Origin of the sequence: Variovorax defluvii, assembly GCF_039541515.1 — a bacterium.
In the GTDB taxonomy this organism is placed as follows: domain Bacteria; phylum Pseudomonadota; class Gammaproteobacteria; order Burkholderiales; family Burkholderiaceae_C; genus Variovorax; species Variovorax defluvii.
In genome coordinates this window covers 43,422-65,957 of the sequence record NZ_BAABGJ010000075.1, presented here as the reverse complement: position 1 = coordinate 65,957, position 22,536 = coordinate 43,422, and the positions used below count along the sequence as shown (strand labels likewise).

At 66.3% G+C, this 22,536-nt stretch carries 19 protein-coding genes and 1 pseudogene; 8 read left to right on the top strand and 12 right to left on the bottom strand.

From position 1 onward, the window contains the following. The first annotated feature begins 166 nt into the window (after positions 1-166). Entirely contained in the window at positions 167-1,336 is a 1,170-nt protein-coding gene (locus tag ABEA07_RS20460) for an ABC transporter substrate-binding protein (RefSeq protein WP_425584159.1), read from the top strand. 138 nt (positions 1,337-1,474) lie between these two features. Continuing rightward, on the top strand, positions 1,475-2,242 hold the full coding sequence (locus ABEA07_RS20455) for a class II aldolase/adducin family protein (RefSeq protein WP_345540131.1): 768 nt from the start codon (positions 1,475-1,477) through the stop codon (positions 2,240-2,242). Positions 2,243-2,369: 127 nt separating this feature from the next. On the opposite strand, the gene ABEA07_RS20450 is transcribed toward ABEA07_RS20455, so the two are convergent. Further along, complete coding sequence (locus ABEA07_RS20450) at positions 2,370-4,394, bottom strand: 4-oxalomesaconate tautomerase (protein WP_345540130.1); 2,025 nt, start codon at positions 4,392-4,394, stop codon at positions 2,370-2,372. Position 4,395: 1 nt separating this feature from the next. Further along, entirely contained in the window at positions 4,396-5,367 is a 972-nt protein-coding gene (locus ABEA07_RS20445; protein ID WP_345540129.1) for a Bug family tripartite tricarboxylate transporter substrate binding protein, read from the bottom strand. 150 nt (positions 5,368-5,517) lie between these two features. Here ABEA07_RS20445 and ABEA07_RS20440 point away from each other — a divergent pair, with 150 nt between their 5' ends. After that, positions 5,518-6,447: a LysR family transcriptional regulator gene (locus tag ABEA07_RS20440; protein WP_345540128.1), complete on the top strand. Its 930-nt coding sequence runs from the start codon at positions 5,518-5,520 to the stop codon at positions 6,445-6,447. A gap of 39 nt (positions 6,448-6,486) precedes the next feature. Here the strand turns inward: ABEA07_RS20440 and dctA are convergent, their stop codons facing one another. The 4 genes from dctA to ABEA07_RS20420 form a co-directional block, all read right to left on the bottom strand. Next, positions 6,487-7,821: a C4-dicarboxylate transporter DctA gene (gene dctA / locus ABEA07_RS20435; protein WP_345540126.1), complete on the bottom strand. Its 1,335-nt coding sequence runs from the start codon at positions 7,819-7,821 to the stop codon at positions 6,487-6,489. 69 nt (positions 7,822-7,890) lie between these two features. Beyond that, a complete protein-coding gene (pcaB, locus tag ABEA07_RS20430) occupies positions 7,891-9,237 on the bottom strand; it encodes a 3-carboxy-cis,cis-muconate cycloisomerase (protein WP_345540124.1) in 1,347 nt (448 codons plus the stop codon). 87 nt (positions 9,238-9,324) lie between these two features. Then, the gene (locus ABEA07_RS20425) at positions 9,325-10,515 is read right to left on the bottom strand and encodes a CaiB/BaiF CoA transferase family protein (protein ID WP_345540123.1); all 1,191 of its coding nucleotides are present in this window, start codon (positions 10,513-10,515) and stop codon (positions 9,325-9,327) included. Positions 10,516-10,545: 30 nt separating this feature from the next. Beyond that, positions 10,546-11,406 carry an HTD2 family dehydratase gene (locus ABEA07_RS20420; protein WP_345540122.1) on the bottom strand — a complete coding sequence of 287 codons (861 nt, stop codon included), beginning with the start codon at positions 11,404-11,406 and terminating at the stop codon, positions 10,546-10,548. Between the two features lie 338 nt (positions 11,407-11,744). Here ABEA07_RS20420 and ABEA07_RS20415 point away from each other — a divergent pair, with 338 nt between their 5' ends. The 4 genes from ABEA07_RS20415 (at position 11,745) to ABEA07_RS20400 (ending at position 16,944) form a co-directional block, all read left to right on the top strand. Continuing rightward, positions 11,745-13,031 carry an ATP citrate lyase citrate-binding domain-containing protein gene (locus ABEA07_RS20415; protein WP_345540121.1) on the top strand — a complete coding sequence of 429 codons (1,287 nt, stop codon included), beginning with the start codon at positions 11,745-11,747 and terminating at the stop codon, positions 13,029-13,031. A gap of 16 nt (positions 13,032-13,047) precedes the next feature. Beyond that, on the top strand, positions 13,048-15,771 hold the full coding sequence (locus ABEA07_RS20410; protein ID WP_345540120.1) for a CoA-binding protein: 2,724 nt from the start codon (positions 13,048-13,050) through the stop codon (positions 15,769-15,771). A 113-nt stretch (positions 15,772-15,884) separates the two neighbouring features. Then, complete coding sequence (locus ABEA07_RS20405) at positions 15,885-16,364, top strand: aminoacyl-tRNA deacylase (protein WP_345540118.1); 480 nt, start codon at positions 15,885-15,887, stop codon at positions 16,362-16,364. A gap of 118 nt (positions 16,365-16,482) precedes the next feature. Next, positions 16,483-16,944: a hypothetical protein gene (locus ABEA07_RS20400; RefSeq protein ID WP_345540117.1), complete on the top strand. Its 462-nt coding sequence runs from the start codon at positions 16,483-16,485 to the stop codon at positions 16,942-16,944. A gap of 83 nt (positions 16,945-17,027) precedes the next feature. Here the strand turns inward: ABEA07_RS20400 and arsC are convergent, their stop codons facing one another. The 6 genes and pseudogenes from arsC to ABEA07_RS20370 form a co-directional block, all read right to left on the bottom strand. Beyond that, positions 17,028-17,447 (bottom strand): arsenate reductase (glutaredoxin), encoded by a 420-nt coding sequence (arsC, locus tag ABEA07_RS20395; RefSeq protein ID WP_345540115.1) that lies wholly within the window; start codon positions 17,445-17,447, stop codon positions 17,028-17,030. After that, positions 17,444-18,526 (bottom strand): ACR3 family arsenite efflux transporter, encoded by a 1,083-nt coding sequence (gene arsB / locus ABEA07_RS20390; protein ID WP_345540113.1) that lies wholly within the window; start codon positions 18,524-18,526, stop codon positions 17,444-17,446. Before arsB ends, arsC begins: the two co-directional genes overlap by 4 nt. A gap of 6 nt (positions 18,527-18,532) precedes the next feature. Further along, complete coding sequence (locus ABEA07_RS20385; protein ID WP_345540112.1) at positions 18,533-19,021, bottom strand: arsenate reductase ArsC; 489 nt, start codon at positions 19,019-19,021, stop codon at positions 18,533-18,535. Beyond that, positions 19,018-19,511 (bottom strand): annotated as a pseudogene (locus tag ABEA07_RS20380) (arsenate reductase ArsC). The gene ABEA07_RS20385 and the pseudogene ABEA07_RS20380 overlap by 4 nt, the downstream one beginning before the upstream one ends. A 10-nt stretch (positions 19,512-19,521) precedes the next feature. Continuing rightward, a complete protein-coding gene (locus tag ABEA07_RS20375) occupies positions 19,522-20,001 on the bottom strand; it encodes an ArsI/CadI family heavy metal resistance metalloenzyme (protein ID WP_345540110.1) in 480 nt (159 codons plus the stop codon). Positions 20,002-20,021: 20 nt separating this feature from the next. Beyond that, a complete protein-coding gene (locus ABEA07_RS20370; RefSeq protein WP_345540108.1) occupies positions 20,022-20,348 on the bottom strand; it encodes an ArsR/SmtB family transcription factor in 327 nt (108 codons plus the stop codon). 330 nt (positions 20,349-20,678) lie between these two features. On the opposite strand from ABEA07_RS20370, the gene arsA reads away from it, so the two are divergent. Beyond that, positions 20,679-22,445 carry an arsenical pump-driving ATPase gene (arsA, locus tag ABEA07_RS20365; RefSeq protein WP_345540107.1) on the top strand — a complete coding sequence of 589 codons (1,767 nt, stop codon included), beginning with the start codon at positions 20,679-20,681 and terminating at the stop codon, positions 22,443-22,445. Positions 22,446-22,536 lie beyond the last annotated feature (91 nt).

Here is a 22,536-nt window from a genome sequence, read left to right as displayed (position 1 = left end):
AATGCTTTGATCACGCGCATGCGTGATCGTTGGGCGCAGAGCCAGCCCTTCAAACTGGCTGCCTGAAGAATACGTGTGCGAATTTCAGAAACGGACTACTTAGTGCCTCCGACGGCGGCCTCGGACTTGCTACATTTTTCGGTTCCATGTAGCGAAAGGTTTCGAAATGATGCTGTCACGCAGGGAGCTGTTGAATCGGGCGGGAGCGACTGTGCTCCTGGGAGGCGGCCTGACCGCCGCAGGCAGGCGCGTCCATGCGCAAGCCGCGCGGCCGGCGGGCGCGCCGCGCACCGTGATCCTGGGGCAGTCGGTCCCCCTCACCGGTGCGGCCAGCGAGATCGGCCTGGCGTTCGCCGCCGGTTGCCGCCTCTATGCCACTCAGTTCAACGACGACAATGCGGCGGCCGGCATCCAACTCAAGCTCCTGCAACTGGACGACGGCTACGACGCCAAGCGAGCCGCCGCCAACGCGCGCAACCTCCTGGCGAACGACAAGGCCGACATGCTGTTCGGCTTCGTCGGCACCGCCAGCAGCGAGTCCGGTGCCGTGGCGGCGGCCCAGCAGGGCACCGTGCTCTTCGCGCCCTTCGCCGCCGCCGACACACTGCGCGGCGCAGCCCACCCCAACGTGTTCCACGTGCGCCCGAGCATGGCCGACGAAGCCATCAAGATCGTGCGCCATTGCGCCACCGTGGCACAAAGCCGCATCGCCTTCATCGGCGACGACGATGCCATGGGGCGAGCCGCCCTGAGCGCCGTCGAACAGGCCCTGGCCGACCAGAAGATGAGCCCGCTGGTGGCGAAGGCGCTGGTGCGGACCGCCGGCAAGGTCCCGGATGCCGCCCTGGCCGCCGTGCAGCAGGCTTCGCCGCAGGCGGTCGTGCTGGTCTCGCTCTCGGACACCACGGCCGACGCGATCCGCAAGCTGCGCCAGGCCGGCTACGGCGGCAGCTTCATGGCCTTCTCGATCGTCGGTATCGACCCGCTGTACGCTGCGCTCGGCAAGGACATCCGAGGCATCGTGATCTCGCAGGTGGTGCCTTCGCCGCGCTCCTCGGGCATTCCGATCGTCAAGGAATACCTCGCGGCCATCGACAACTCCGACCAGACGGCCTCGTACGAGGGACTGGAAGGCTTCATCGCCACCAAGGCGGCGGCCGAGGCGATCCGCCGCGCGGGGCGCGGCTTCACGCCGGCCGCGCTGCAGCGCGTGATGGCGGGCATGACCGACTACGACGTCGGCGGCTTTCGCATCAACCTGCGGCCGGGCCTGCGCGATCCGCAGCGCACGATCGACCTGATCAGCATCACCGCGGACGGGCGCGTCCTGCGCTGACAGCCCCCGTCGGGCCGCGGTGACGCCCCGGGTTTTCCTGGGCGTGGAAATGTCCGTTACTTGACAGTCGAGCATTGAGCGCGAGCCTGCCGTGCCCCACACTGTGCGCCCCGCCTCCTACTCGCCCGAGGAACGACCATGACCACCACCGCCCCCTCCGAAGTCCAGAAGATCGTCTCCCCCGAAGAATGGCAGTTGCGGGTGGACCTCGCCGCCTGCTACCGCCTCGTCGCGCTGTACGGCTGGAGCGACCTGGTCTTCACCCACGTCAGCGCACGCGTGCCCGGGCCCGAGCACCACTTCCTGATCAACCCCTACGGCCTGATGTTCGACGAGATCACGGCCTCCAGCCTGGTCAAGGTCGACCCCGAATGCAACAAGGTGATCACCTCGCCCTACCCCGTCAATCCGGCCGGCTTCGTGATCCACAGCGCCGTGCATGCCGCGCGGCCCGACGTCCAATGCGTGCTGCACACCCACACGCGCGCCGGCGTCGCCGTCAGCGCGCAGAAGAACGGCCTGCTGCCGATCAGCCAGCAGTCCACCTTCGTGCTGGCCTCGCTGGCCTACCACGACTATGAAGGCGTGGCCTTCCGCGACGAGGAGAAGCCGCGCCTGCAGGCCGACATGGGCCAGGCCAATTTCCTCATGCTGCGCAACCACGGCCTGCTCACCGCCGGCAAGACCATCGCCGATGCCTTCCTCTCGATGTACATCTTCGAGAGCAGTTGCCAGATCCAGATCGCCGCGCAGGCCGGCGGCGGCGAGCTCACGCAGGTCGATCCGCGCATCGTCGAAGGCGTGGGCCAGGCCATGAAGGTGCAGACCGGGGGCCTGGGCGGTGCGTTCGTGTGGCCGGCGCTGATCCGCAAGCTCGACCGAATTGACCCGGCGTACAGGAACTAGCGTCGAGCTTTCACGCATGCGTGCCCGGCCCTGGGCATCCACCCCTGGTGCGCCAAGGCCCATGCCGACCATGGCGCCGTTGTAAACGGCCTTGTCCCTGGGAGTGCTCCTGAACGGCCCCGGCGGATCATTCCGTCGCGAAAAGGCGGATGTCTTGCGGCGCCAGGCCGCCTTCGGCCACCACGCGCCGCCATCGATCCAGCTCGTGCCGAACGCGATCTCGCAGTGCTGCGGGGGGACCGGCCTCGACCCTCGCGCCTTGACGTTCGAACCGGGCGACGACCTGCGGATCGGCCAGAACCTCGTTCAGGGCGCGGTTCAGCCGAGCGATCACTGCCGGCGGGGTGCGGGCGGGGGCGAACAGCCCATACCACTGCGACACGTCGACCTCCTGGATGCCGGATTCCGACAGGGTCGGCACCGCGGGAAAGGCGTCGAGGCGCGCCGGCGCGGCGACCGCCAGGGCGCGCAGCCGGCCGTCGAGGATGAAGGGATGCGCCGTGAACAGGCTCGGAAACATGACCTGCGAGCGGCCGTCGAGCGTGTCCACGATGGCAGGCGCGGCGCCTTCGTACGTTCTGCCTTCCATCTTCGTCCCCGTGTTCAGCTGGAACAGTTCCGCCGCGAAGTGCGGCGGCGTACCGTCGCCGGCCGACGCGTAGCTGATGCTGCCCCGGCCGCTGCGCAAACGCTGCAGGAGGCCGCGAACGTCGTCGAAGCCCGCGTCCCGGTTGGCCACCATCAGCGTCGGCGACGACCCGACCAATCCCACCGGCTCGAAATCCCTCAGCGGGTGGTAAGCCAGCTTCTGCAGCGCCGGGTTCATGGCGTGGGTGCCCACGTAGCCGAACATGAGGGTGTGGCCGTCCGGCTCCGCCTTGGCGACGTACTCGCTGGCGATGGCGCCGTTCGCGCCGGCCCGGTTGTCCACCAGGACTTCCTGGCCGAGCAAGGGCTTCAGCCCGTCAGCGATGATCCTGGCCATCGTGTCGTTGCCTCCACCGGCACGGGTGGGCACGATGACAGTGAGGGGTTTGCGCGGGAAGGTCGCCAACGCAGGCGCGAGGGCTTCGGGGCGGCTGAAGACATAGTCGGGCAACTGCATCTCGCCCTGCATGATCTTTCGGGCGGTGCGCACCAATGCCGCCGCTTTCACCGTGGCCTCCTCGCCCCGGCCTTCGAGTTCGACTTCCACGTCGATGCGCCCGGCCGGGTGCAGCAGCACCAGGTTGTGGCGGCCCGGCTCGCGGGCCCCGGCGCTGGCCACCGTGCCGGGAAGCGCGAAGGCGCTGAGCACGCCGATGGCGCCGGTGACCGCGTGCGAGGCGTGGCAGCGGCGCGGTGTGAAGTAGCGCGAGGTGATGCTGTCCGGCGAGTCCCCCGCGCTGACCAGCACCGGCTTCGGAATGACGCTGGCCGAGACATCCCCGAGGCCCATCAGCAAACCGGCCCGCAGGCGCAACGCTTCCAGGCGTTCCAGCAGCGCCGCATTCGAATCCAGCGCTGCCGGCTTCTCGGCACCGGTGACGCCGAGGTCCTGCGCGCGCACGATCATGAGCGGCATCGCCGCGTCGATGCAGGTCACGTCCACGCCGTCGATCGTGTCGATGCGCCGCCCCGTCGGAAAGACCTTGCCCGTGACGGCGCCCCACGCGTCCAGGAAGTTCAGGAGGATCGGTGCGGCCGTTCCGGCCACGCCGTCGATGCGCGCATCGCCCTCGTAGGTGACGCGCTTGCCGGGCGTGCGGACGGTGACGTCGATGCGGGAGCGCGTGTTGACGTTGAAGACGCGCACCCGCGTGACCCCTTCCTGCGCCGAAACCAGGCCTTGCTCGATGGCGAAGGGCGCGACGCCCGACAGCATGTTCCCGCAGTTCGGACGGGTGTCGACGGAGCGGTGGCCGACGCCCACCTGCGCGAACAGGTAGTCCAGATCGCAACCGGGTTCCTTCGACCGCGAAACGATGGCGACTTTGCTGTTGAGGGTGCTGCCGCCGCCCACGCCGTCGAGTTGCAGCGGATCGGAGGCGCCGATCGCGCCGATCAGGGCCTGGTCGCGCTCCTCGTCGCTCTCGGGCAGCCACTCCCGCAGGAAAAAAGGCCCGCGCGACGTGCCCGCACGCATCAGCACGCAGGGGATGGTCCGGCTCATCTCAATCAGCCGTCAGCTTGGCGGCCTGGACGACCTTCTTCCATTTGACCTGCTCTTGCTGCACGTAGGTGCGCATCTGCTCGGAAGTCATGATCTCCACCTCCGCGCCGTGGTCCTCCAGCTTCTTGATGACGGCCTTGTCCGCAAGAGCCTGGTTGAGAACCTTGTTGAGCTGTTCGATGACAGGCTTGGGCGTCTTGGCGGGCGCGAAGATGCCGTACCACTGCGAGACATCCACGTTGTCGATGCCTTGCTCCTTGAGCGTCGGGACGTCCGGCATCAGCGGCGAACGCTTGTTGCCCGCCACGCCGATCGCCTTGAGCTTGCCGCCCTTCACGTAGGGAATGGCGGTGAAGAGGCTCGGGAACATCACCTGCGTCTGGCCCCCGATGGTGTCGGTGACGGCAGGCGCGGAGCCCTTGTACGGCACGTGAAGCATGCTGGTGCCCGTCGACAGCTTGAACATCTCCGCGGCGAAATGCGGCGCGGTTCCGTTGCCGGCGGAGGCATAGCTCATCTTGTCGGGCGCAGCCTTCAGCGCGGCGACGATCTCCCTGGCATTGTTTGCCTTGACCGCCGGGTTGACGACCATCAGCGTCGCCGACGATCCGAGCATGCCCACCGGCTCGAAGTCCTTGACGGGGTCGTAGCGCAGCTTCTGCAGCGAAGGATTCATCGCATGGGTCGCGATATAGCCCAGCATCAGCGTGTAGCCGTCCGGTGCGGCCCGCATGACGAACTCGCTGGCGATCGAACCGTTGGCACCTGCCTTGTTGTCGACGACGACCGGCACTTTGAGCGCGGCGGACATGGCCTGCCCGACCACGCGTGCCATGGCATCGTTGGCGCCGCCTGCCGCGGTGGGCACGACGATGGTGATCGATTTCTCGGGGTACGCCGCGAGCGCGGCGCTGCAGCAGAGAACGGCCGCCAAGGCCAGGGCGCCCGACGCGGGTGCGTTGCGAAATCTCATGGATGTCTCCGACAGTTGAAAGAGGGGTGTGCAGGGCGTCTCGATCGCCGTGGACGTATGGTCTTCCGATCGGCATCCTCTGTGAATTGCATGTTTACGAAGGATTGATGCACACTGTCGATCAGCCAACCAACTGTTGCGGAGCGAGGCGTGGCGATCAATTTCAATCTCAACGATCTGCAGGCGTTCCGGGCCGTGGCGGAGCTCAACAGCTTCCGGAAGGCGGCCGAAGCGCTGCACGTCTCGCAGCCGGCCTTCAGCCGGCGCATCGAGAAGCTCGAGGAAGCGCTCGGCGTGCGACTGCTCGACCGCACCACGCGGCGCGTCAACCTGACCTCGGTGGGGCGCGACTTCGATCGCAAGGTGCAACAACTGCTCGATGACCTCGACCACACGCTGCTGGGCATCCGCGGCGTGGCCGCCACGCGGATGGGGGAAGTGACCATCGCCTGCGTCCCCTCGACGGTCTACTACTTCCTGTCGCAGGTGATTTCGCGCTACCACGAGCGCTATCCGAAGATCCGGGTCAAGGTCTTCGACGCCAGCGCCAACGAAGTGCTTTCAGTCGTCGCGCGGGGTGAGGCCGACTTCGGGCTCAACTTCGTCGGCGGCAAGGAGCCCGACATCGAGTTCAAGCCCTTGCTGGAGGAGCGCTTCGTTGCGGCGTGCAGGCGAGACCACCCGCTTGCGAAGAAGCGCCGCGTGAGCTGGACCGAACTGGGGCAGTACGACTACATCTCGGTCAGCAAGGCGTCGGGCAACCGGCTGCTGCTGGACCAGGCGCTCTCCGGTGTGGCCGACCGGCCGCAGAGCATCTATGAAACCCAGCACGTCACGACGATGCTCGGGCTGGTCGAGGCCGGCCTCGGCGTGGCCGCGGTGCCATCGATCGCGATGCCGGACGCGGACCATCCGTTGCTGGTGAGCGTTCCCCTCCACGACCCGGTGATCACCCGCAGGATCGGTCTCATCCGGCGCAAGGGACGGACGCTGTCGCCGGCGGCGCAGCAGCTCTACGCGTTCTTCTCCGAAATGAAGGCGAAGCGCGGCAAGCCGGATGGCCGCCGCGCGGTGAAGTGAAGAGGCCCGGGCGGCCGTGTCCGCGGCCCGCGCGTGGCTTCAGTGTGCGCTGCCGGTGTGCCCGAGCGGCAGCTGCAAGTCTCCGGAGCCCTCTTCGAGTTCATGCTCGGTCCTGGCGTAATTCGCATCCAGCTCGCGCTTCAGTACGTCTTCGTCGCAAGCCTTTTCCCACATCGAGACCACGATGCAGGCCACCGCGTTGCTGATGGTGCTGGTGAGTGCCCGCGCCTCGGACATGAAACGATCGATCCCCACGATCAGCGCCACACCCGCGACCGGAAGATCCGGCATGACGGTGAGCGTCGCGACCAATGCGACGAATCCGCTGCCCGTCACCCCTGCAGCGCCCTTCGAAGTCAGCAGCATGATGCCCAGCATCGAGCCGATCTGCAGCCAGGACAGATGGATGTCGCAGGCCTGGGCGATGAACATGGACGCGAGCGTCAGGTAGATGGCCGTGCCGTCGAGATTGAACGAATAGCCGGTCGGAAGCACCAGCCCGACCACGCCCTTCTTGCAGCCCAGCCGTTCGAGCTTGAGCAGGAGACGAGGAAGCACCGGTTCGCTCGAGGAGGTACCGAGCACCACCAGCAACTCCTCCTTGATGTAGCGCAGCAGCTGCCACAGCTTGAAGCCGTGCAAGCGGGCCAGAATGCCGAGCACCACGAAGACGAAGAAGATGCAGGCGACATAGAAGGTTCCGATTAGCAGTCCGAGTGACCCGATGGACTTGATGCCGTAGCGCCCGACGGTGAACGCCATCGCGCCGAACGCACCGATCGGCGCCAGGCGCATGATGATGCCGAAGGCTGCAAAGAGCATGTGCGAGAACCCGTCGACGGCGTCGAGCACCGGCTTGGCTGCCGTACCGATCCTGGTCAGGCCGAAGCCGCAGAGCACGGCTAGCAGCAGGACCGGCAGCACCTCGCCTTCGGCGAATGCGCCGACGAAGGCGTTGGGGATGATGTGCATGACGAAGTCGGTGAAACCATGAACATGCACCTGGCTGGCGAAGCGGCTCGCGACCGAGGCATCGAGCTTGCTCGGGTCGATGTGCATGCCGGCACCCGGCTGGATCAGCAGGACGGTGGCCAGGCCGGTCACGAGCGCCACGATCGTCAAGGCGTAGAAGAGGCCCATCGCCTTGATCAAGGTCTTGCCGATCTCCTTCGAGTCGCCCAGCGATGTGATGCCGCTCACGATGGTGCAGAACACCACCGGCGCGATCATCATCTTGACCAGCTTGACAAAGCCGTCGCCCAGCGGCTTGAGGGCAGCCCCGAACTCGGGCCAGTAGTGGCCGACGGTGATGCCGAGGACCAGGCCGATTAGGACCTGCACGTAGAGCAGCTTCAGTACTTTGGGGGTCTTCATGGTGTTGTCTCCGGAATCTGGGCGCACGGTTGCGTGCCGGTCTTCGCCGGCTTTGTCGGCGGGGTCGGACTAGCGTCGCGCCGCCAGCACGCGATCGACCATGACGCCCGCCTGGCCCAGGTTGTTGGCCGGGTCGCACATCGCATCCAGCTGGGCTCGCGTGACGTGCTTGTTGATCTCCGGGTGGGCGGCCAGGATTTCGATCAGAGGCCGGTTGTCGGCGATGGCCTGGCGGCAGAGGTCGTAGACCAGGTCGTGGGCGTATTCGCGCCCGATGTACGGGCCCAGGCCCATCATCACGGCCTCCGACATCACGAGGCCGTTCGTGATGTCGATGTTGGCCCGCATCCGGGTCGCATCGACTTCCAGGCCCTTGAGGATGAACTTGGTCTGCTTCAGGGCACCCGACATCAGGCAGAAGATCTCCGGCAGCGACACCCACTCGATCTCCCACGGCCCGGTCGAGCGCTCGTGGTCGGCCACCATCGCATCCATCAACGCCGCCGCGTGCTGGCGCGCGACCGAAATGTTCGCGTGGATGTACAGGCAGGAGATGGGATTGCGCTTCTGCGGCATGGTCGATGACGAGCCGCGCCCCGGCGCGAAGGGCTCGAAGACCTCCGCGACTTCCGTCTGCATCATCAGCTTGACGTCCATGGCGATCTTGCCGAGCGAGCCGCCGACCAGGCCGAGGAAGGCCCCCACTTCCGCGACCGTGTCGCGGACCGTATGCCAGGAGATGAGCGGCTGGGCAAGCCCCAGCTCTTTCATGAGTGCAGCCTGGGTTTCCATGGCACCCTTTTCGAGCGAAGACAAGGTGCCGGAGGCACCACCGAACTCGCCCATCAGGACGCGGGGCTTGAGCTGCTGCAGGCGCTCCCGGTGACGATCGATGCCGGCCAGGATGCTCGCCATCTTGTAGCCGAAGGTGATCGGCGTGGCCTGCTGCAGGTTGGAGCGTCCGATGACGGGTGTGTCGCGGTACTTCCTGGCAAGCGCGGCGAGCGCGTCCCCGATCTCGTCCAGGTCCTGCTCGATCAATGCCAGGCCTTCTCGCATCTGCAGCACCGCGGCGGTGTCGGTGATGTCCTGCGTCGTGGCCCCCCAGTGGCAGTACTCGCCCAGCTTGTCGCGGCAGTTGGCGTTGATCTGATTGACGACGGCAATGATCGGATAGCCGATCTGCTCGGTCTTGGCTTTCAGCCTGTCCCAGTCGATCTGCGACAGGTTGCAGTTGCGCACGATCTCGTCCGCTGCTTCCTTCGGAATGATGCCGAGCTCACCTTGTACCTTGGCGAGGGCACGCTCGATGTCCAGGTATTTCGCCGTGCGGTTTTCGTCGGACCAGACCTCTCGCATGCGTGCGTCGCTGAACATGTCGCCGAAGATGCGCGAGTCGATGATGGTGGAGCCCATGGTGCTTGTCTCTTTCCGAGGTGGTGAACAGGGTCAGCTGCGATAGGTGCGTGCGGAAGGCGGCAGTTCGGCGGACGCGACGCGATCTCAGACGGCTCCGGCCGCGTGCAGCCCGGCGATCTCTTCCGCGCTGTAGCCGAGTTCGGCCAGGATCGCGTTCGTGTGCTCGCCGAGCGCAGGCACGGGGTCCATCCGAGGACCGGTCTCCCAGGTGCCCGGCGGCAGCATCACGGGCACAGGGCCCGCGGCCGTCGCCACTTCGGTCCAGCGCCCCCGCGCCTGGAGCTGCGGATGCGCCCAGACATCTTGCATCGCATTGACCTGCGCATTGGCGATCTGCGCAAGCTCCAGGCGCTCGACCACCTGCCTGCCGGACAGCGGCTGGAAGGCGTCGACGATGATCTGCCGCAGCGCCACCCGCTCTGCCACGCGCTTGAAGTTGGTGGTGAAGCGCGGGTCCGTCGCGAGATCCGGCTGCCGCAATACCTTGTCGCAGAAGCTGACCCACTCGCGCTCGTTCTGGAGGCCGAGCATCACGGTCGTGCCGTCGCCGGCCGGGAAGGGCCCGTAGGGGTAGATGGTTGCATGACTGGCACCGGTCCGCGGCGGCGGCGGGGCCCCTTCGAAGGCGTAGTAGAGCGGGTAGCTGGTCCATTCGGCCAGGGATTCCAGCATCGAGATGTCGATGCGTTGGCCCTTGCCGGTCTGTCCGCGCTGCAGCAGCGCCGCCAGGATGCTGCTGTAAGCGTACATGCCGGCAGCGATGTCGGCGATCGAGGGGCCGGCCTTGCAGGGCTCTTCGGGCGTGCCCGTGACGGAGACGAAGCCGGCCTCGCATTGGATCAGCAGGTCGTAAGCCTTCTTGTCCCGATACGGCCCAGGGCGTTGCGGATCGTCGCCGTAGCCGGAGATGTCGCAAACGATCAGATCCGGCCTGGCCGCGCAGAGCCGCTGATAGCCCAGGCCGAGGCGCGTTGCTGCGCCGGGTGCGAGGTTCTGCACGACGATGTCGGCCTTGTCCATGACCAGCCGCTCGAGCACCCGGGCTGCCTCGGGGTGCTTCACATCCAGCGTCAGGCTTTCCTTGGAGCGGTTGGTCCAGACGAAGTGCGACGCCAGGCCTCGTACGCGCTCGTCGTAGCCGCGGGCGAAATCGCCCGAACCGGGACGCTCGATCTTGATGACGCGCGCGCCAAGGTCCGCGAGCTGGCGAGTGGCGAAGGGCGCGGCGATGGCGTGTTCCAGCGTGACGACGGTGATGCCTCGGAGTGGCTGCATGGGTTCTCTTTCCTGGATGGCGGCCGCGGATCAGCGCAGCACTGCGGTGGCGTCCATCGTGAGCCAACCTTCGTGATCGGAGGCCCACAGACGAATCGTCTTGCCGTCGGCCTGCGGCTGGCCGCTGACCTGGAAGGCGTTCAGGTCGAAGGTCGGCCGGACGGCCTTGAACCGAAAACTCGCCACGTCGGCGCTCTGCACATTGCGGCGCAGCAAGTCCATCAGCAGCGTCGCGATCAGCGGCCCATGCACGATCAGGCCGGGATAGCCTTCGACCTGCGTCACATACCGGCGGTCGTAGTGGATGCGGTGGCCATTGAAGGTCAGCGCCGAGTAGCGGAACAACAGCACGTCGTCGGGGACGATCCGGCGGCGCCAGGCGGCCTCGGCCGGTGCGGCTTGAGGCGGTGGCGCGACATCGTCCGGTCCCTGTGCTGCGCGATAGACGATGTCGTGAAACTCGACCAGGGCCGCTTCGGCCGCATCGTTGCATCGCACCTCGTGGCGCACTTTCACGAACACGAGCTTGCCGGTGCGCCCCTCCTTGGTCGTCACCGCGTCGATGGTCGAGGTTCGCACGACACGGTCGCCGACGCGGATGGGGGAGCGGAACTCGAACTGCCCGCCGGCCCACATGCGCCGGGGCAAGGGAACCGGTGGCAGGAAGCCGCCACGCCTGGCGTGGCCATCCTCGCCAATTTCGCTCTGCCGATGCATCGGCAGGAAGTACAGCCAATGCCATAGCGGGGGAAGCGTGGCGCCCGCGCTCACCGGAGTCGCCGGGTGGTCCAGTGTCGCCGTCAGCGCGACCACTGGAGCCTTGGTGATGGTGTCTTCGACCGTCTCGGTCCGTCCGACCCACGATGTCAGCTGATCTTGCTGTGCGTCCAATGCTGTCTCCGTTGCCGACTGCACCACCCGGCGGCAGTCCTGAGGAGCAAGTGTGCAGTGCTGCCCGTGTTCGGAGAATTGCAATGTTTGGTCCTATTGATGCACAGGATGCAACATCCATTGCCAGTGCGGCCCGGGCGGCCGCCATGCGTCGCAGCGCGGGTTCCCTCTTCAAGTGACCGCTGCCCGTGAATCCTTCCGCCACCCGCGCGCCACCCCGTACTTACCCTGAACGCACTGACGGCGAATCGACAGCTTCGATTTCTACGATTTCTCCGGGGGGTCCGGCACGCGGGCCGCCCACGGCGCAGTTCGCGCACCACCAGGAGACATCGATCATGCAGATCACGGGCATGTTGCACGGCGCGCGGCTGTTGCACTTCGCCGGCTTTCCGGCCACCGAGGTGCTGGGCCCCGCGGCCAGCGAGGAGGAAATCAAGGCGCTCATCGACAAGTACGGGCTCATCTTCATCAAGCCCGTCTTCAAGGGCGGCATCGGAAAGAAGGGCAAGGCCGGTCTGCTGGGCCGCGCCGGCGACCTCAAGACCGCACTCGCGGAGAAGGAACGCCTCTACTTCGCCGAGCACCAGGTCGGCCACGTCAAGGCCAAGGCCAACGGCGTCACCTTCGAGGCCGGCGTGCCCGCCAGGCACGAGGTGTACTTCTCGATCACCGACTCCACGCGCTACCGCGCGCCGACCATGACGCTCACGCACATGGGCGGCATGGACATCGAGGAGCTCGACAAGAGCCAGGTCGCGACCGTCCCCTTCGATCCGCTCACCGGCCTCAAGGCCTTCGTGGTCGCCAATGCGCTGGGCGAGATCGGTGCGCCCAAGGAGATCATCTCTCCGCTGGTGCAGCAGTTGCCCAAGCTGTGGGAGCTGTTCCACGACTTCGGCATGACCACGCTGGAGCTCAACCCCATCCGCATGCGCGAAGACAAGAAAGGCCGCCTCACGCCGGTGGCCTGCGACTTCAAATGCGGCTTCGACCGCGACGACCCGCGCTGGCTGCGCCTAGGCCTGCCGCCGCACCTGTTCGCGGCCGACTACTCCGACTTCGAGCAGGAGATCAACACCCTGCGCACGCACCAGGGCCAGAGCGACGTCTACGTCATCAACGACAAGGGCACGGTGCTCGCCCCCACCTTCGGCGGCGGCGCCAACTCCCTGGTGACGGAGATGCTGGGCGACGACGCGATCATCAGCTCCGACTTCGGCGGCAATCCGCCCTACGAGAAGATGAAGGAGGTGGCGCGCATCTGCTTCAGGCACTGGCTGAAGCAGGCCAACGTGCTCTTCATCATCGGCGGCAAGAGCAACAACACCGACATCTTCGAGACCCTGCGCGCCATGGCCGACGCGCTGCGCGAGCACTTCGGCCAGCACGGCCCCACGCCGCTGTACGTGGTGCTGGGCCGCGGCGGGCCGAACCTGGTGCGCGGCATGGGCGCGCTGCGCGACACCTGCGATGCGCTGGGCCTGCCCTACCGGCTGTTCGGCTTCGATTCCGACATGAGCGAGGTGATCCAGTTCGCCCGCAAGATCGACGCATGGATGAAGGACGGCGGGCGCGAGCAGATCGCCGCGCGCCTGGGCATCTCGGCCGCCACGGCCGCTTGAGCAGGAGGAACGGAACATGCAAGCCAACTGGCAGAAGACGGGCGTGGGCGATTTCAAGTACCACGTCGGCATCAGCTCGCTCACGCAGGTCGCCTCGCGCGAGGACCGTGTCTGCGTGCTCAACATCCTGGGCGGCGAATCGAGCGAGGTGACGCCGGTGAGCCATGCCTACTCGGGCGGCAACGTGGTGTGCGGCACGGCGCCGGGCAAGGGTGGTGCAGTGCTGGAGACCGGCATCGGCAACATCCCGGTCTACAACAACGTGCGCGATGCGCTGGCTGCCGGCCACCGCTTCAACTGCGGCGTGGTGTATCTGCCGCCCTCGGCCGCGCGCGACGGCGTGGCCGAGCTGATCCGCATCAACCCCGACCTGCGCAAGATCTTCATCATCACCGAGAAGATTTCCGTGCACGACGCGCGCGAGATCCGCGCCATGGGCCAGCAGAACGGCATCGACATCTTCGGCGCCAACGGCCTGGGCGTGGCCGATGCATGGAACCAGGTGCGTATCGGCGGTGCCCTGGGCGGCGACCGGCCGGGCGATTCGCTGCGGCCCGGCTCGATCGCGATCTTCTCCAACTCGGGCGGCTTCTCCACCACCATCGCGCAGTACCTGCGCATGGCGGGCTGGGGAACGACCACCGTGATCTCCTCGGGCAAGGACGTCTACATCCACTACGCCGCGCCCGAGTTCGCCTTCGCGCTGGCCAACGACGCGCGCAGCAAGGCCGCGGTGCTGTACTGCGAGCCGGGCGGCTACTACGAGCTCGATGCGAAGTTCACCAAGCCGGTGGTGGCCTGCGTGGTCGGCCGCTGGAAGAGCAAGCTCACCCGCGCCGTGGGCCATGCCGGCGCGATGGCCGGCGGCTCGGACGACGCGATGGCCAAGGAGCGCTGGTTCATGGAGAAGTTCGGCGTGGACGCCATCTTCACGCCCGACAACCCGGTGTTCTCGGCCAAGGGCGCGCTGGTGACCAACATCGCGCACATCCCGGCCGCGCTGACCGCCGTGATGCGCGCCAACGCGACCCTGCCGGATTTCGCGCCCGAGGGCTCGCTCGCACTCAAGCCCTGGTTCGGCTCCGACGAAGGCCTGGACCTGCCCGAGCACCTGCGCCCCGCGGTGGTGGAGGCGCTTGCGCCCTACGACGAGCAGGTGGCCGTGCTCAACATGCAGATCGGCGGCGTGGTGCCGCGCCAGCCGATGAAAGACGCCTCCGGCGCCTCGCAGATGGATGCGAAGACGCAGGTCAGCAGCCTGTACGGCACCACCATGCTGGACGCGGCCACGCTGCCGCTCGAATCGAATGTCGCGCTGGCCCTGGTGCACGACGCCGGCGGCGAGAACGACCGCAAGCTGATCGCGCCGGCGATCGCCGCCTACGTCAACCTCCACGGACGGCCCGAGCTGGCCGCGGCACAGGCCAGCCGCGAGGCCGGCAATGCGCCCAACGCGGTGCTGGCGGCCGCAGCCGCGATCGTCGGCCCGAAGCGCCAGCAGGCGGCGCGTGAGGCCTTGGGCTTCATGCTGGAGCGCTTCCATGCCGCCGGGCTGGGCAACGAGTTCGGTGCCTCGCTCGGCGAGAACTTCGACGTCGCCGGCATCGACGCGGCCGGCGCCCCCGAACTCACGGCCCAGACGCCCGACGCACGCGCTCAGGCCCTGCTGGCCGGCGTGCAGGCACGCGGCGGCCGCTCGGTCTTCCTGCGCTGGCTGCAGGGCCGGCCCGGCCATCCGACCGAGGCCGCGGTGCTGGCCGCGATCTCCGCCACGCTGGCCTGGGGGCCCCTGTCGCGCAAGCGCATCTCGCTGCTGACGGCGATGAGTTTCCCGTGGTGGCTGCAGCTCTTCGGCACGCTGATCGGCGCCTCCGCCGATGCGGCGCGGCACGAGGACGGCCGCTTCTGCGGCCTGCCACAGCAGCGCCTGCTGGACGAACTCAGCCTTGGCGAGATCGCCTTCGCCGCCCTGCTCGGCCGCATGCCGGGCGAGGCCGACCTGTTCGCTTTCCAGACCCTGGTCGGCCTGCTGCTGACCAACGGCCCCGGCGCCATCTCGGCGCAGGGCGCCAAGGGCGCGGTCTCGGCCGACGGCCCCGAGCAGCCGGAGCGCGTGCAGCTCAACAAGGCGCTGGTCGGCTTTCTCACGCACACCGGCTATGCGCACGGCGGCAACGGCTACGAGGGCATCGCCTACCTGCTCGAGCAGTTCGAGGGCAGCGGCCTGGACGATCCGGGCGCCGCCGACCCGGGCGTGGACCTGAAGGCGCTGGCGGAAAAGGCGGTGGCGCAGTATGCGCAGTACAAGAGCCGGAAGAAGAGCGCCGGCAGCCTCGACATCGCCAAGCTGCCCGGCGTGAACCACCCGGTCTTCAAGGACAAGCCGGTCAACTTCGACCCGCGCGAGGTCTTCATCGCGAAGCTGCGCGAGGCGCGCGGCGACCACAACGTGTTCCACGACTTCTACCGCGCACTGGTGCAGCAGCTCTTCGATGCCGGCGTCTCGCGCAATGTCTACTGCGTGAATGTGGACGCGGTGATCGCCGCCCTTCTCCTCAAGATGCTGTGGCAGCCGCTGCAGTCGGGCCGGATCGGCGAGCGCGAGCTGGAGACCGCCGCCTTCACCATCTTCCTCTACCCCCGCATGCTGGGCTGCGCCGCCGAGATCGACGACCACCTCAACCGCGGGCGCAACATGGACACGCGCACCGCCGCGTCGCTCTGCAAGTTCGTCACTTAGCAGGCTCGCCACGGCGCTCGCCGGCCCCTTGCGATCGGCAGGCGACAGGCGCACACTGCCCGGACGGCCCGGGCCGCGCCGGCCGGGCCGTTCAACTCGCACAAGGAGATGCCATGTCCATCCCTTCGCATCTGTACAGCTACCTCGACCAGCGCGGCACCCGCTACGAGGTCTGGACGCACGAGCACAGCCACAGCAGCGCGGAGACCGCCCGCGCCGCGCACATTCCGCCATGCCAGTTGGCCAAGTCGGTGATCCTCCAGGACGACGAGGGCTGCGTGATGGCCGTCCTGCCGGCCGACCGGGTCCTGATGGTGGGCGAGTTCTCCCGCCTCGCCGGCCGCTACCGCCTGCGACTGGCCGACGAGGACCGCATCGCCTCGCTGTTCGAGGACTGCGAGCGCGGCGCGGTGCCGCCGGTCGGCATGGCATGGGGCATCCCGACTCTCGTGGACGACGAGTTGGAAAGCAACGACGTCATCTACATGGAGGTCGGCGATCACCAGCGGCTGCTGCGGATGTCGCACGACCAGTTCCACGAACTGATGCGAGCCCAGCCGCATGGGTGCTTCAGCAAGTCCCCGATGCATTGAAGGCCAGGGGCCGATTCGCCCCACGCAGCCGGGGAGATCGCCGGCGGTGCAGGTCCGCGCGACTCTCTAGAATGCGCATCGCCGCTTCGCAGACGACGCGCCTTCAACCGACATCCGAATGCTTGAGATTGATCTGTCCGCCCAGACCGAAGCGGTCCGCAACGTCCTCGCCAACCATGGCATCCGGCCCGCGCTGGCGCTGCTCAACGATCGCACGCCCTACCGCTACACCGCCCTTTACAAGCTGATCGGCGTGACCATGCATGCGGCCCACGTCTTCGACCGGCAGTCGGAGTACCGCACCTGGCTCAAGGCCGTGCCGCTGGACAGCAGTTTCTGCGCCCTGGCCATGCGCGAGGGCGAGTTCGTCACCCGCCATGCCTCCGCCGATCCCCGGCTGACGCAGAAGCGCCCGCTGGCAGGCCTGGTGGAGTCCTACTACGGCCGCGTCCTGCGGCGCGGCGACGGCACACCCTGGGGCACCTTCATCCACTTCGACCTGGAGCCGCGCTCCATCGCCGAGGGCGAGGTGGCCTTCCTCAAGGGCGTGGTACCGCTTTTTCTCGACTACCTCGACTGACGGCCGGCGGGCACGCGGGCGGGATGTCGGGTCTCGGGCCAGGCACTGACCTTGGCGACGTTCCTTCGAACGCAGGGTTCGAATCAGGCGCGACGAGCGCCCGAATCGATGATGAGCTCACCGTCTTCCTTTGTGAACGGAGGCAGCTTGTCCACCGGCAGCAGTTCGAGGACTTCCTCCGAAGGCCTGCAGAGCTTCGTGCCGAGCGGTGTCTCGACGACGGGCCGGTTCATGAGGATGGGGTGCTGGCCAATGAAGTCCAAAAGCTGATCGTCGGAAAAGCTGGGGGCGTCCAAGCCGAGCTCGGCATAGGGCGTTCCCTTCTCGCGCAGCAGCTCGCGGACGGTGATACCCATCGCCGCAACCAGCTGCCTGAGCTTCTCCTTCGAGGGGGGCGTCTTCAGGTACTCGACAACGGTCGGCTCCAGGCCAGCGTGACGGATGAGCGCGAGCACGTTGCGGGAGGTCCCGCAAGCCGGGTTGTGATAAATCGTGATGGTCATGCAGTTCTCTTGTGAAGGCCGTGCTCGTACCAGCCGGCGGAGCGATTCACGACCGCGACCACGGCCAGCATCACTGGCACCTCGATGAGGACACCGACGACAGTGGCCAGGGCGGCGCCCGACTGGAAGCCGAACAGGCTGATGGCCGTTGCCACTGCGAGCTCGAAGAAGTTGCTGGCACCGATGAGAGCGGACGGACCGGCGACGCAGTGGGCGACGCCCATCTTCCGGTTCAACCAGTAGGCCAATCCCGAGTTCAGGATGACCTGAATGAGGATGGGCACGGCCAGCAACGCGATGACGAGTGGCTGCTCCAGGATAGCTTCGCCTTGGAACGCGAAGAGCAGTACCAGCGTCAGAAGCAGCGCGGCGATGGAAAGCGGCCCGAGCTTGGCGACGACCGCCTGGACATGCCCGACGCCACGGCGTAGCAGCGCTTTGCGCCAGACCTGCGCAATGATGACCGGGACCACGATGTACAGGCCGACCGACACAAGCAGCGTGTCCCATGGCACGGTGATGGAAGACAGGCCCAGCAGCAGGGCCACGACGGGCGCGAAGGCGACCACCATGATGGCGTCGTTCAAGGCCACCTGGGAGAGCGTGAAGTACGGGTCGCCTTTGCAGAGCTGGCTCCATACGAACACCATGGCCGTGCACGGGGCAGCCGCAAGAAGGATGAGCCCCGCGACGTAGCTGTCGAGCTGGTCGGCCGGAAGGTAGGGGGCGAAGAGATGGCGGATGAAAATCCAGCCGAGCAACGCCATCGAGAAAGGCTTGACTGCCCAGTTGACGACAAGGGTGACCCCGATGCCACGCCAATGGGAAGTCACCTGGCCGAGTGCGCCGAAGTCGATCTTCAGCAGCATCGGAATCATCATCACCCAGATGAGCACACCGACCGGAGCATTGACCTTGGCCACTTCGAGCCGGGCCACCGCCTGGAAGACGCCGGGAAGCAGCTGACCGAGAGCGATGCCAACGACGATGCACAGAGCGACCCACACCGTGAGGTAGCGCTCGAAGAAACTGATGGCGGGTTTGGGCCGCGAGGCAGCCGCTATGGTGGAACCGGTCATCGAGGGTCAGCTTTTCGAGACGCGGGTGAGCGCACCCTGTAGGTCGATGGCGCTGAGCTCTTTCAGCGGCAGCGCCAGCAGTTGCAGCATGCGGTAGCCGATGGCCTGGCGCGTCAGCTCGAACGCGTTGGCCTTCTCCGCTTCTGGCGCGTTGGAGGGGTCGGGGTAGCCCCAGTGGACTTTGACAGGGCTGCCGGGCCAATACGGGCACTGCTCCGCTGCCGCGCTGTCGCACACAGTGATGACGATGTGCATTTCGGGTGCACCGTCAGCGGTGAACTCGTCCCAGCTCTTGCTGCGATACCCCTCCGTGTTCACGCCAGCGCCTTGCAGCGTCTCGAGTGCCAGGGGGTTGATGCGCCCGCTGGGCGCACTGCCTGCGCTGAAGGCGCGGACGTCCTTGCCGAGCACTCGCGCCCAGTGATTGAGCATGCCCTCCGCGAGAACGCTGCGCGCGGAGTTGTGGGTGCACAGAATCAGTACGTTGATGGTCATTGGGTCCCGATGCCTTTGACTTCTCGGTGAATCGCCATGGTGTCCAGACGGTCCAGGGGCAGAGCAAGCATGAGTTCGATGCGGCGCTTGAGCGTGATGGCGGCGTCGCGGAACTGCTGGCGCTTGGCATCGTCCGAGCCTTCGAAAGCTGCCGGGTCGGCCACGCCCCAGTGGGCAGTCATGGGTTGGCCTGGCCACACCGGGCATACCTCACCCGCCGCCTTGTCGCAGACCGTCAGGACAAAATCCATCTTAGGCGCGTCAGGCTTGGCGAACTCGTCCCAGTTCTTGCTTCGGTAGCCGCCCGTCGAGATGCGGAACGATTCCAGCGTCTCGAGGGCGAAGGGATTCACCTCGCCGTTCGGATGACTGCCTGCGGAGTAGCCGCGGAAGCGCCCCTTGCCAAGAGCATTCATCAGGCCTTCGCCAGGATGGAGCGTGCGGAGTTTCCCGTGCAGATGAACAGCACGTTGTATGTCCTGTCAGCCAAGAGAGCTCCTTCAGCAGCAGGACGCCGCAGGTTTGACTGCGACACCCACAGGCTTGCCGCGGGTCGTGGGCGCGCAACAGGCGGAAGCCTGTGTTTCGGTTTCGCGCGTGCCCTCGCCGAACACCGGAATGCTGCCCAGCGTGTGGAAATGCTCCCACGCGATGCCTTGTGGGTCGGCAACCCAGTGCTTTTCGCTGCGGGCATAGCAGCAATTGGTCTCTCCCTGGTCCAGGAGCGCCATGTCGGCTGCAGTGGCCCGGGCCTTCAGCTCGGCGAGCTCCTGGGCATCATCGGTCTGGAAGCCAAGATGGTCGACACCGGCGGCCCCGCTTCCACGGGTGGAGATGGCGAAGTTGATTCGAGGGTCCTCGAGCATCCACTTGGCGTAGTCGCTCTCGACACGGGTCGGCTCAGCGGCAAACAGCTTGGAGTAGAAGGCGATGCTCGCCTTCAGGTCGGTGACATGAGCGTGGACGTGAAATCGCTTCATCGTGGTCTCCTAGAAGGGGGTCAGCACTTGCAGGCGTCGCCACTGGCCTCGACTTCGCATACGGCACCTTGGCAACAGTTTTCAGTGAGGTAGCCGAGCAGCGCATTCATGCGGTCGAACGCGGCGCGGTAAATGAGGTTGCGACCTTGGCGTTCCTGGGTGACCAGGCCGGCATGCAGCAACTCTTTCAGGTGGAAGGACAACGTATTGGCGGGGGTACCCAGACCCTCCGCCATGACACTGGGCGTCATACCGCGTGGACCGGCGATGACCAAAGCGCGGAAAACCTGCAGGCGAGCGGCTTGCGCAAGGGCAGCCAAAGAGCGGACGACATCCTGTTCTTCCATGATTCCATTATCCTGGAACTATTGTTGATGTCAACCACAACTAAGGCCCCGGGGTCGGGGGAGGGTCCACACAAAGCCTTCCTGCCCGCCCCTCTGAACATCCGTAGGGGATTGACATACATCAATACCCCGACGTCGCAGGCTGCTACAAGGGTCACATCAGCAGTCGACAACGGTCGCTCCTGCCGGGCGCGTTGCGTTTGATTGGGCACTCTTCGCTCTGGCAGCAGTTCTCGGTGAGCTACCCGAGGACGTCATTCATTCGCTCGAAAGCGGCCCCGAGACGGCACACAATGTCGTATGGTGGCTACGAGTCCTTCAAGGAAGACCATGGACCAGGCCAACGCACCTCTCTCGCTGCTGCGCGACGCCCCGCGCTACCTTTTTTTTACCGGCAAGGGAGGTGTCGGAAAGACTTCCGTCGCCTGCGCTTGCGCGTTGGCCCTGTCCGACGGGGGCGCGCGCGTGCTGCTCGTCAGCACCGACCCTGCCTCCAATCTCGATGAAATGCTTGGCGTGGCTCTGTCGGACCGGCCGCGCGAAGTGCCGGGCGCTTCGGGGCTTTGGGCCATGAACATCGACCCGGACGCGGCCGCAGAAGCCTACCGTTCTCGCGTCTTGGACAAGATGGCCGCAAGCAGCTCGACAGCAGAGCGCGAGGCCGTTCGCGAGCAACTCTCGGGGGCCTGCACGACCGAGATTGCCGCCTTCGATGAATTCATCGGCCTGCTGGCGGGGGATGCGACTGGCTACGACCACATCGTCTTCGATACGGCCCCCACCGGACACACCTTGCGCCTGCTGAGCCTACCCAGGGCCTGGACGGGGTTCCTTGAAGGCAACGACCGCGGTGCGGCGTGCCTCGGGCCACACTCGGGCCTCAAGATGCAGGAGGCACGTTTCCAGGCTGGTCTCAAGGCCCTCTCGGATCTTGGCCAGACGACTATCGTGCTGGTGACGCGTGCTGACAGCGGCGCTCTTCGCGAGGCAGCGCGCACCCATCAGGAACTGCTGCAATTGGGACTGACCAACCAGCGTCTTCTTGTCAATGCGGTGTTCCGCGCCACCTTGGCCGACGATGAGGTGGCCCAAGCGTTGCAGGGCATTGGTGAAAATGCCCTTGCAGAAATGCCCGATGCCTTGCGAACCCTGCCGCAAGACGAGGTACCCCTGCGCTCGTTCGACATGGTGGGGTTGCCAGCGCTGCGAGCCTTGCTCGCGCGGCAGGCGACTGTCGTGGCAGCGGGTGCAACGGTGTCAAAGGTTCCCGCAGAAGTTCAAAGACTGCACGCCCTGGCCGATGAACTCGCAATGCAGGACCACGGGCTGGTGATGGTGATGGGCAAGGGAGGCGTGGGCAAGACAAGTATTGCCGCGGCACTGGCGGTCGCGCTCGTCCAGCACGGTAAGCGCGTGCATCTTTCGACCACAGACCCAGCCGCGCACCTCGCCTCCACCCTTGAGGGCCAGATGCCTGGACTCGAGGTGAGCCGCATCGACCCAGTTGCAGAGACCCAGCGATACATCGACAAGGTCCTGGCCAGTCGAGGTAAGGAGTTGGACGAGCAGGGCCGCGCACTCTTGCTCGAAGACTTGCGTTCCCCATGTACTGAAGAGGTCGCCGTCTTCCACGCTTTCTCGCGCACAGTGGGTCAAGCTCGCGGCGCCTTTGTCGTGCTCGATACGGCCCCCACAGGCCATACCTTGCTGCTCATGGACGCCACCGGGGCATATCACCGGCAGATGGCTCGCGAATTCGAGGGCAAGGCGGGCAGTCGAATAGTGACCCCGCTGATGCGTCTTCAAGACCCCGACTACACCCGCATCGTCATCGTCACCCTGCCTGAGGTCACGCCTGTTTCCGAGGCTGCGGCGCTTCAGGACGACCTTCGGCGCGCCCATATCGAACCCTTTGCCTGGGTCGTCAACCGCAGTCTGATGGCGAGTGGAAGTCGGGACCCGCTCCTAGCCTCGCGGATGGCCGGCGAGGTGAAGCAGTTGGACAGAGTGCAAAACCTTGCTCTAAGGACATACGTGGTGCCATGGACTGCGAAGCCCTTGACGGGAATCGAGGCGCTGCTTGCGCTTTGTGAGTAAGGCATTCCGGCGGCATGGAGTGGTGCTCGACACCACGTCCGACGGTCTGCTTCCGCAACCCTCGAAGTACGGCTTTGGGCCCAGAAGCAAC

Excerpts from the sequence above, each read along its gene's own strand:
- ABEA07_RS20460 (WP_425584159.1), top strand. The coding sequence starts at position 167 with ATGATGCTGTCACGCAGGGAGCTGTTGAATCGGGCGGGAGCGACTGTG.
- ABEA07_RS20455 (WP_345540131.1), top strand. The coding sequence starts at position 1,475 with ATGACCACCACCGCCCCCTCCGAAGTCCAGAAGATCGTCTCCCCCGAA.
- ABEA07_RS20450 (WP_345540130.1), bottom strand. The coding sequence starts at position 4,394 with ATGAGCCGGACCATCCCCTGCGTGCTGATGCGTGCGGGCACGTCGCGC.
- ABEA07_RS20445 (WP_345540129.1), bottom strand. The coding sequence starts at position 5,367 with ATGAGATTTCGCAACGCACCCGCGTCGGGCGCCCTGGCCTTGGCGGCC.
- dctA (WP_345540126.1), bottom strand. The coding sequence starts at position 7,821 with ATGAAGACCCCCAAAGTACTGAAGCTGCTCTACGTGCAGGTCCTAATC.
- pcaB (WP_345540124.1), bottom strand. The coding sequence starts at position 9,237 with ATGGGCTCCACCATCATCGACTCGCGCATCTTCGGCGACATGTTCAGC.
- ABEA07_RS20425 (WP_345540123.1), bottom strand. The coding sequence starts at position 10,515 with ATGCAGCCACTCCGAGGCATCACCGTCGTCACGCTGGAACACGCCATC.
- ABEA07_RS20415 (WP_345540121.1), top strand. The coding sequence starts at position 11,745 with ATGCAGATCACGGGCATGTTGCACGGCGCGCGGCTGTTGCACTTCGCC.
- ABEA07_RS20410 (WP_345540120.1), top strand. The coding sequence starts at position 13,048 with ATGCAAGCCAACTGGCAGAAGACGGGCGTGGGCGATTTCAAGTACCAC.
- ABEA07_RS20405 (WP_345540118.1), top strand. The coding sequence starts at position 15,885 with ATGTCCATCCCTTCGCATCTGTACAGCTACCTCGACCAGCGCGGCACC.
- ABEA07_RS20400 (WP_345540117.1), top strand. The coding sequence starts at position 16,483 with ATGCTTGAGATTGATCTGTCCGCCCAGACCGAAGCGGTCCGCAACGTC.
- arsC (WP_345540115.1), bottom strand. The coding sequence starts at position 17,447 with ATGACCATCACGATTTATCACAACCCGGCTTGCGGGACCTCCCGCAAC.
- arsB (WP_345540113.1), bottom strand. The coding sequence starts at position 18,526 with ATGACCGGTTCCACCATAGCGGCTGCCTCGCGGCCCAAACCCGCCATC.
- ABEA07_RS20385 (WP_345540112.1), bottom strand. The coding sequence starts at position 19,021 with ATGACCATCAACGTACTGATTCTGTGCACCCACAACTCCGCGCGCAGC.
- ABEA07_RS20375 (WP_345540110.1), bottom strand. The coding sequence starts at position 20,001 with ATGAAGCGATTTCACGTCCACGCTCATGTCACCGACCTGAAGGCGAGC.
- ABEA07_RS20370 (WP_345540108.1), bottom strand. The coding sequence starts at position 20,348 with ATGGAAGAACAGGATGTCGTCCGCTCTTTGGCTGCCCTTGCGCAAGCC.
- arsA (WP_345540107.1), top strand. The coding sequence starts at position 20,679 with ATGGACCAGGCCAACGCACCTCTCTCGCTGCTGCGCGACGCCCCGCGC.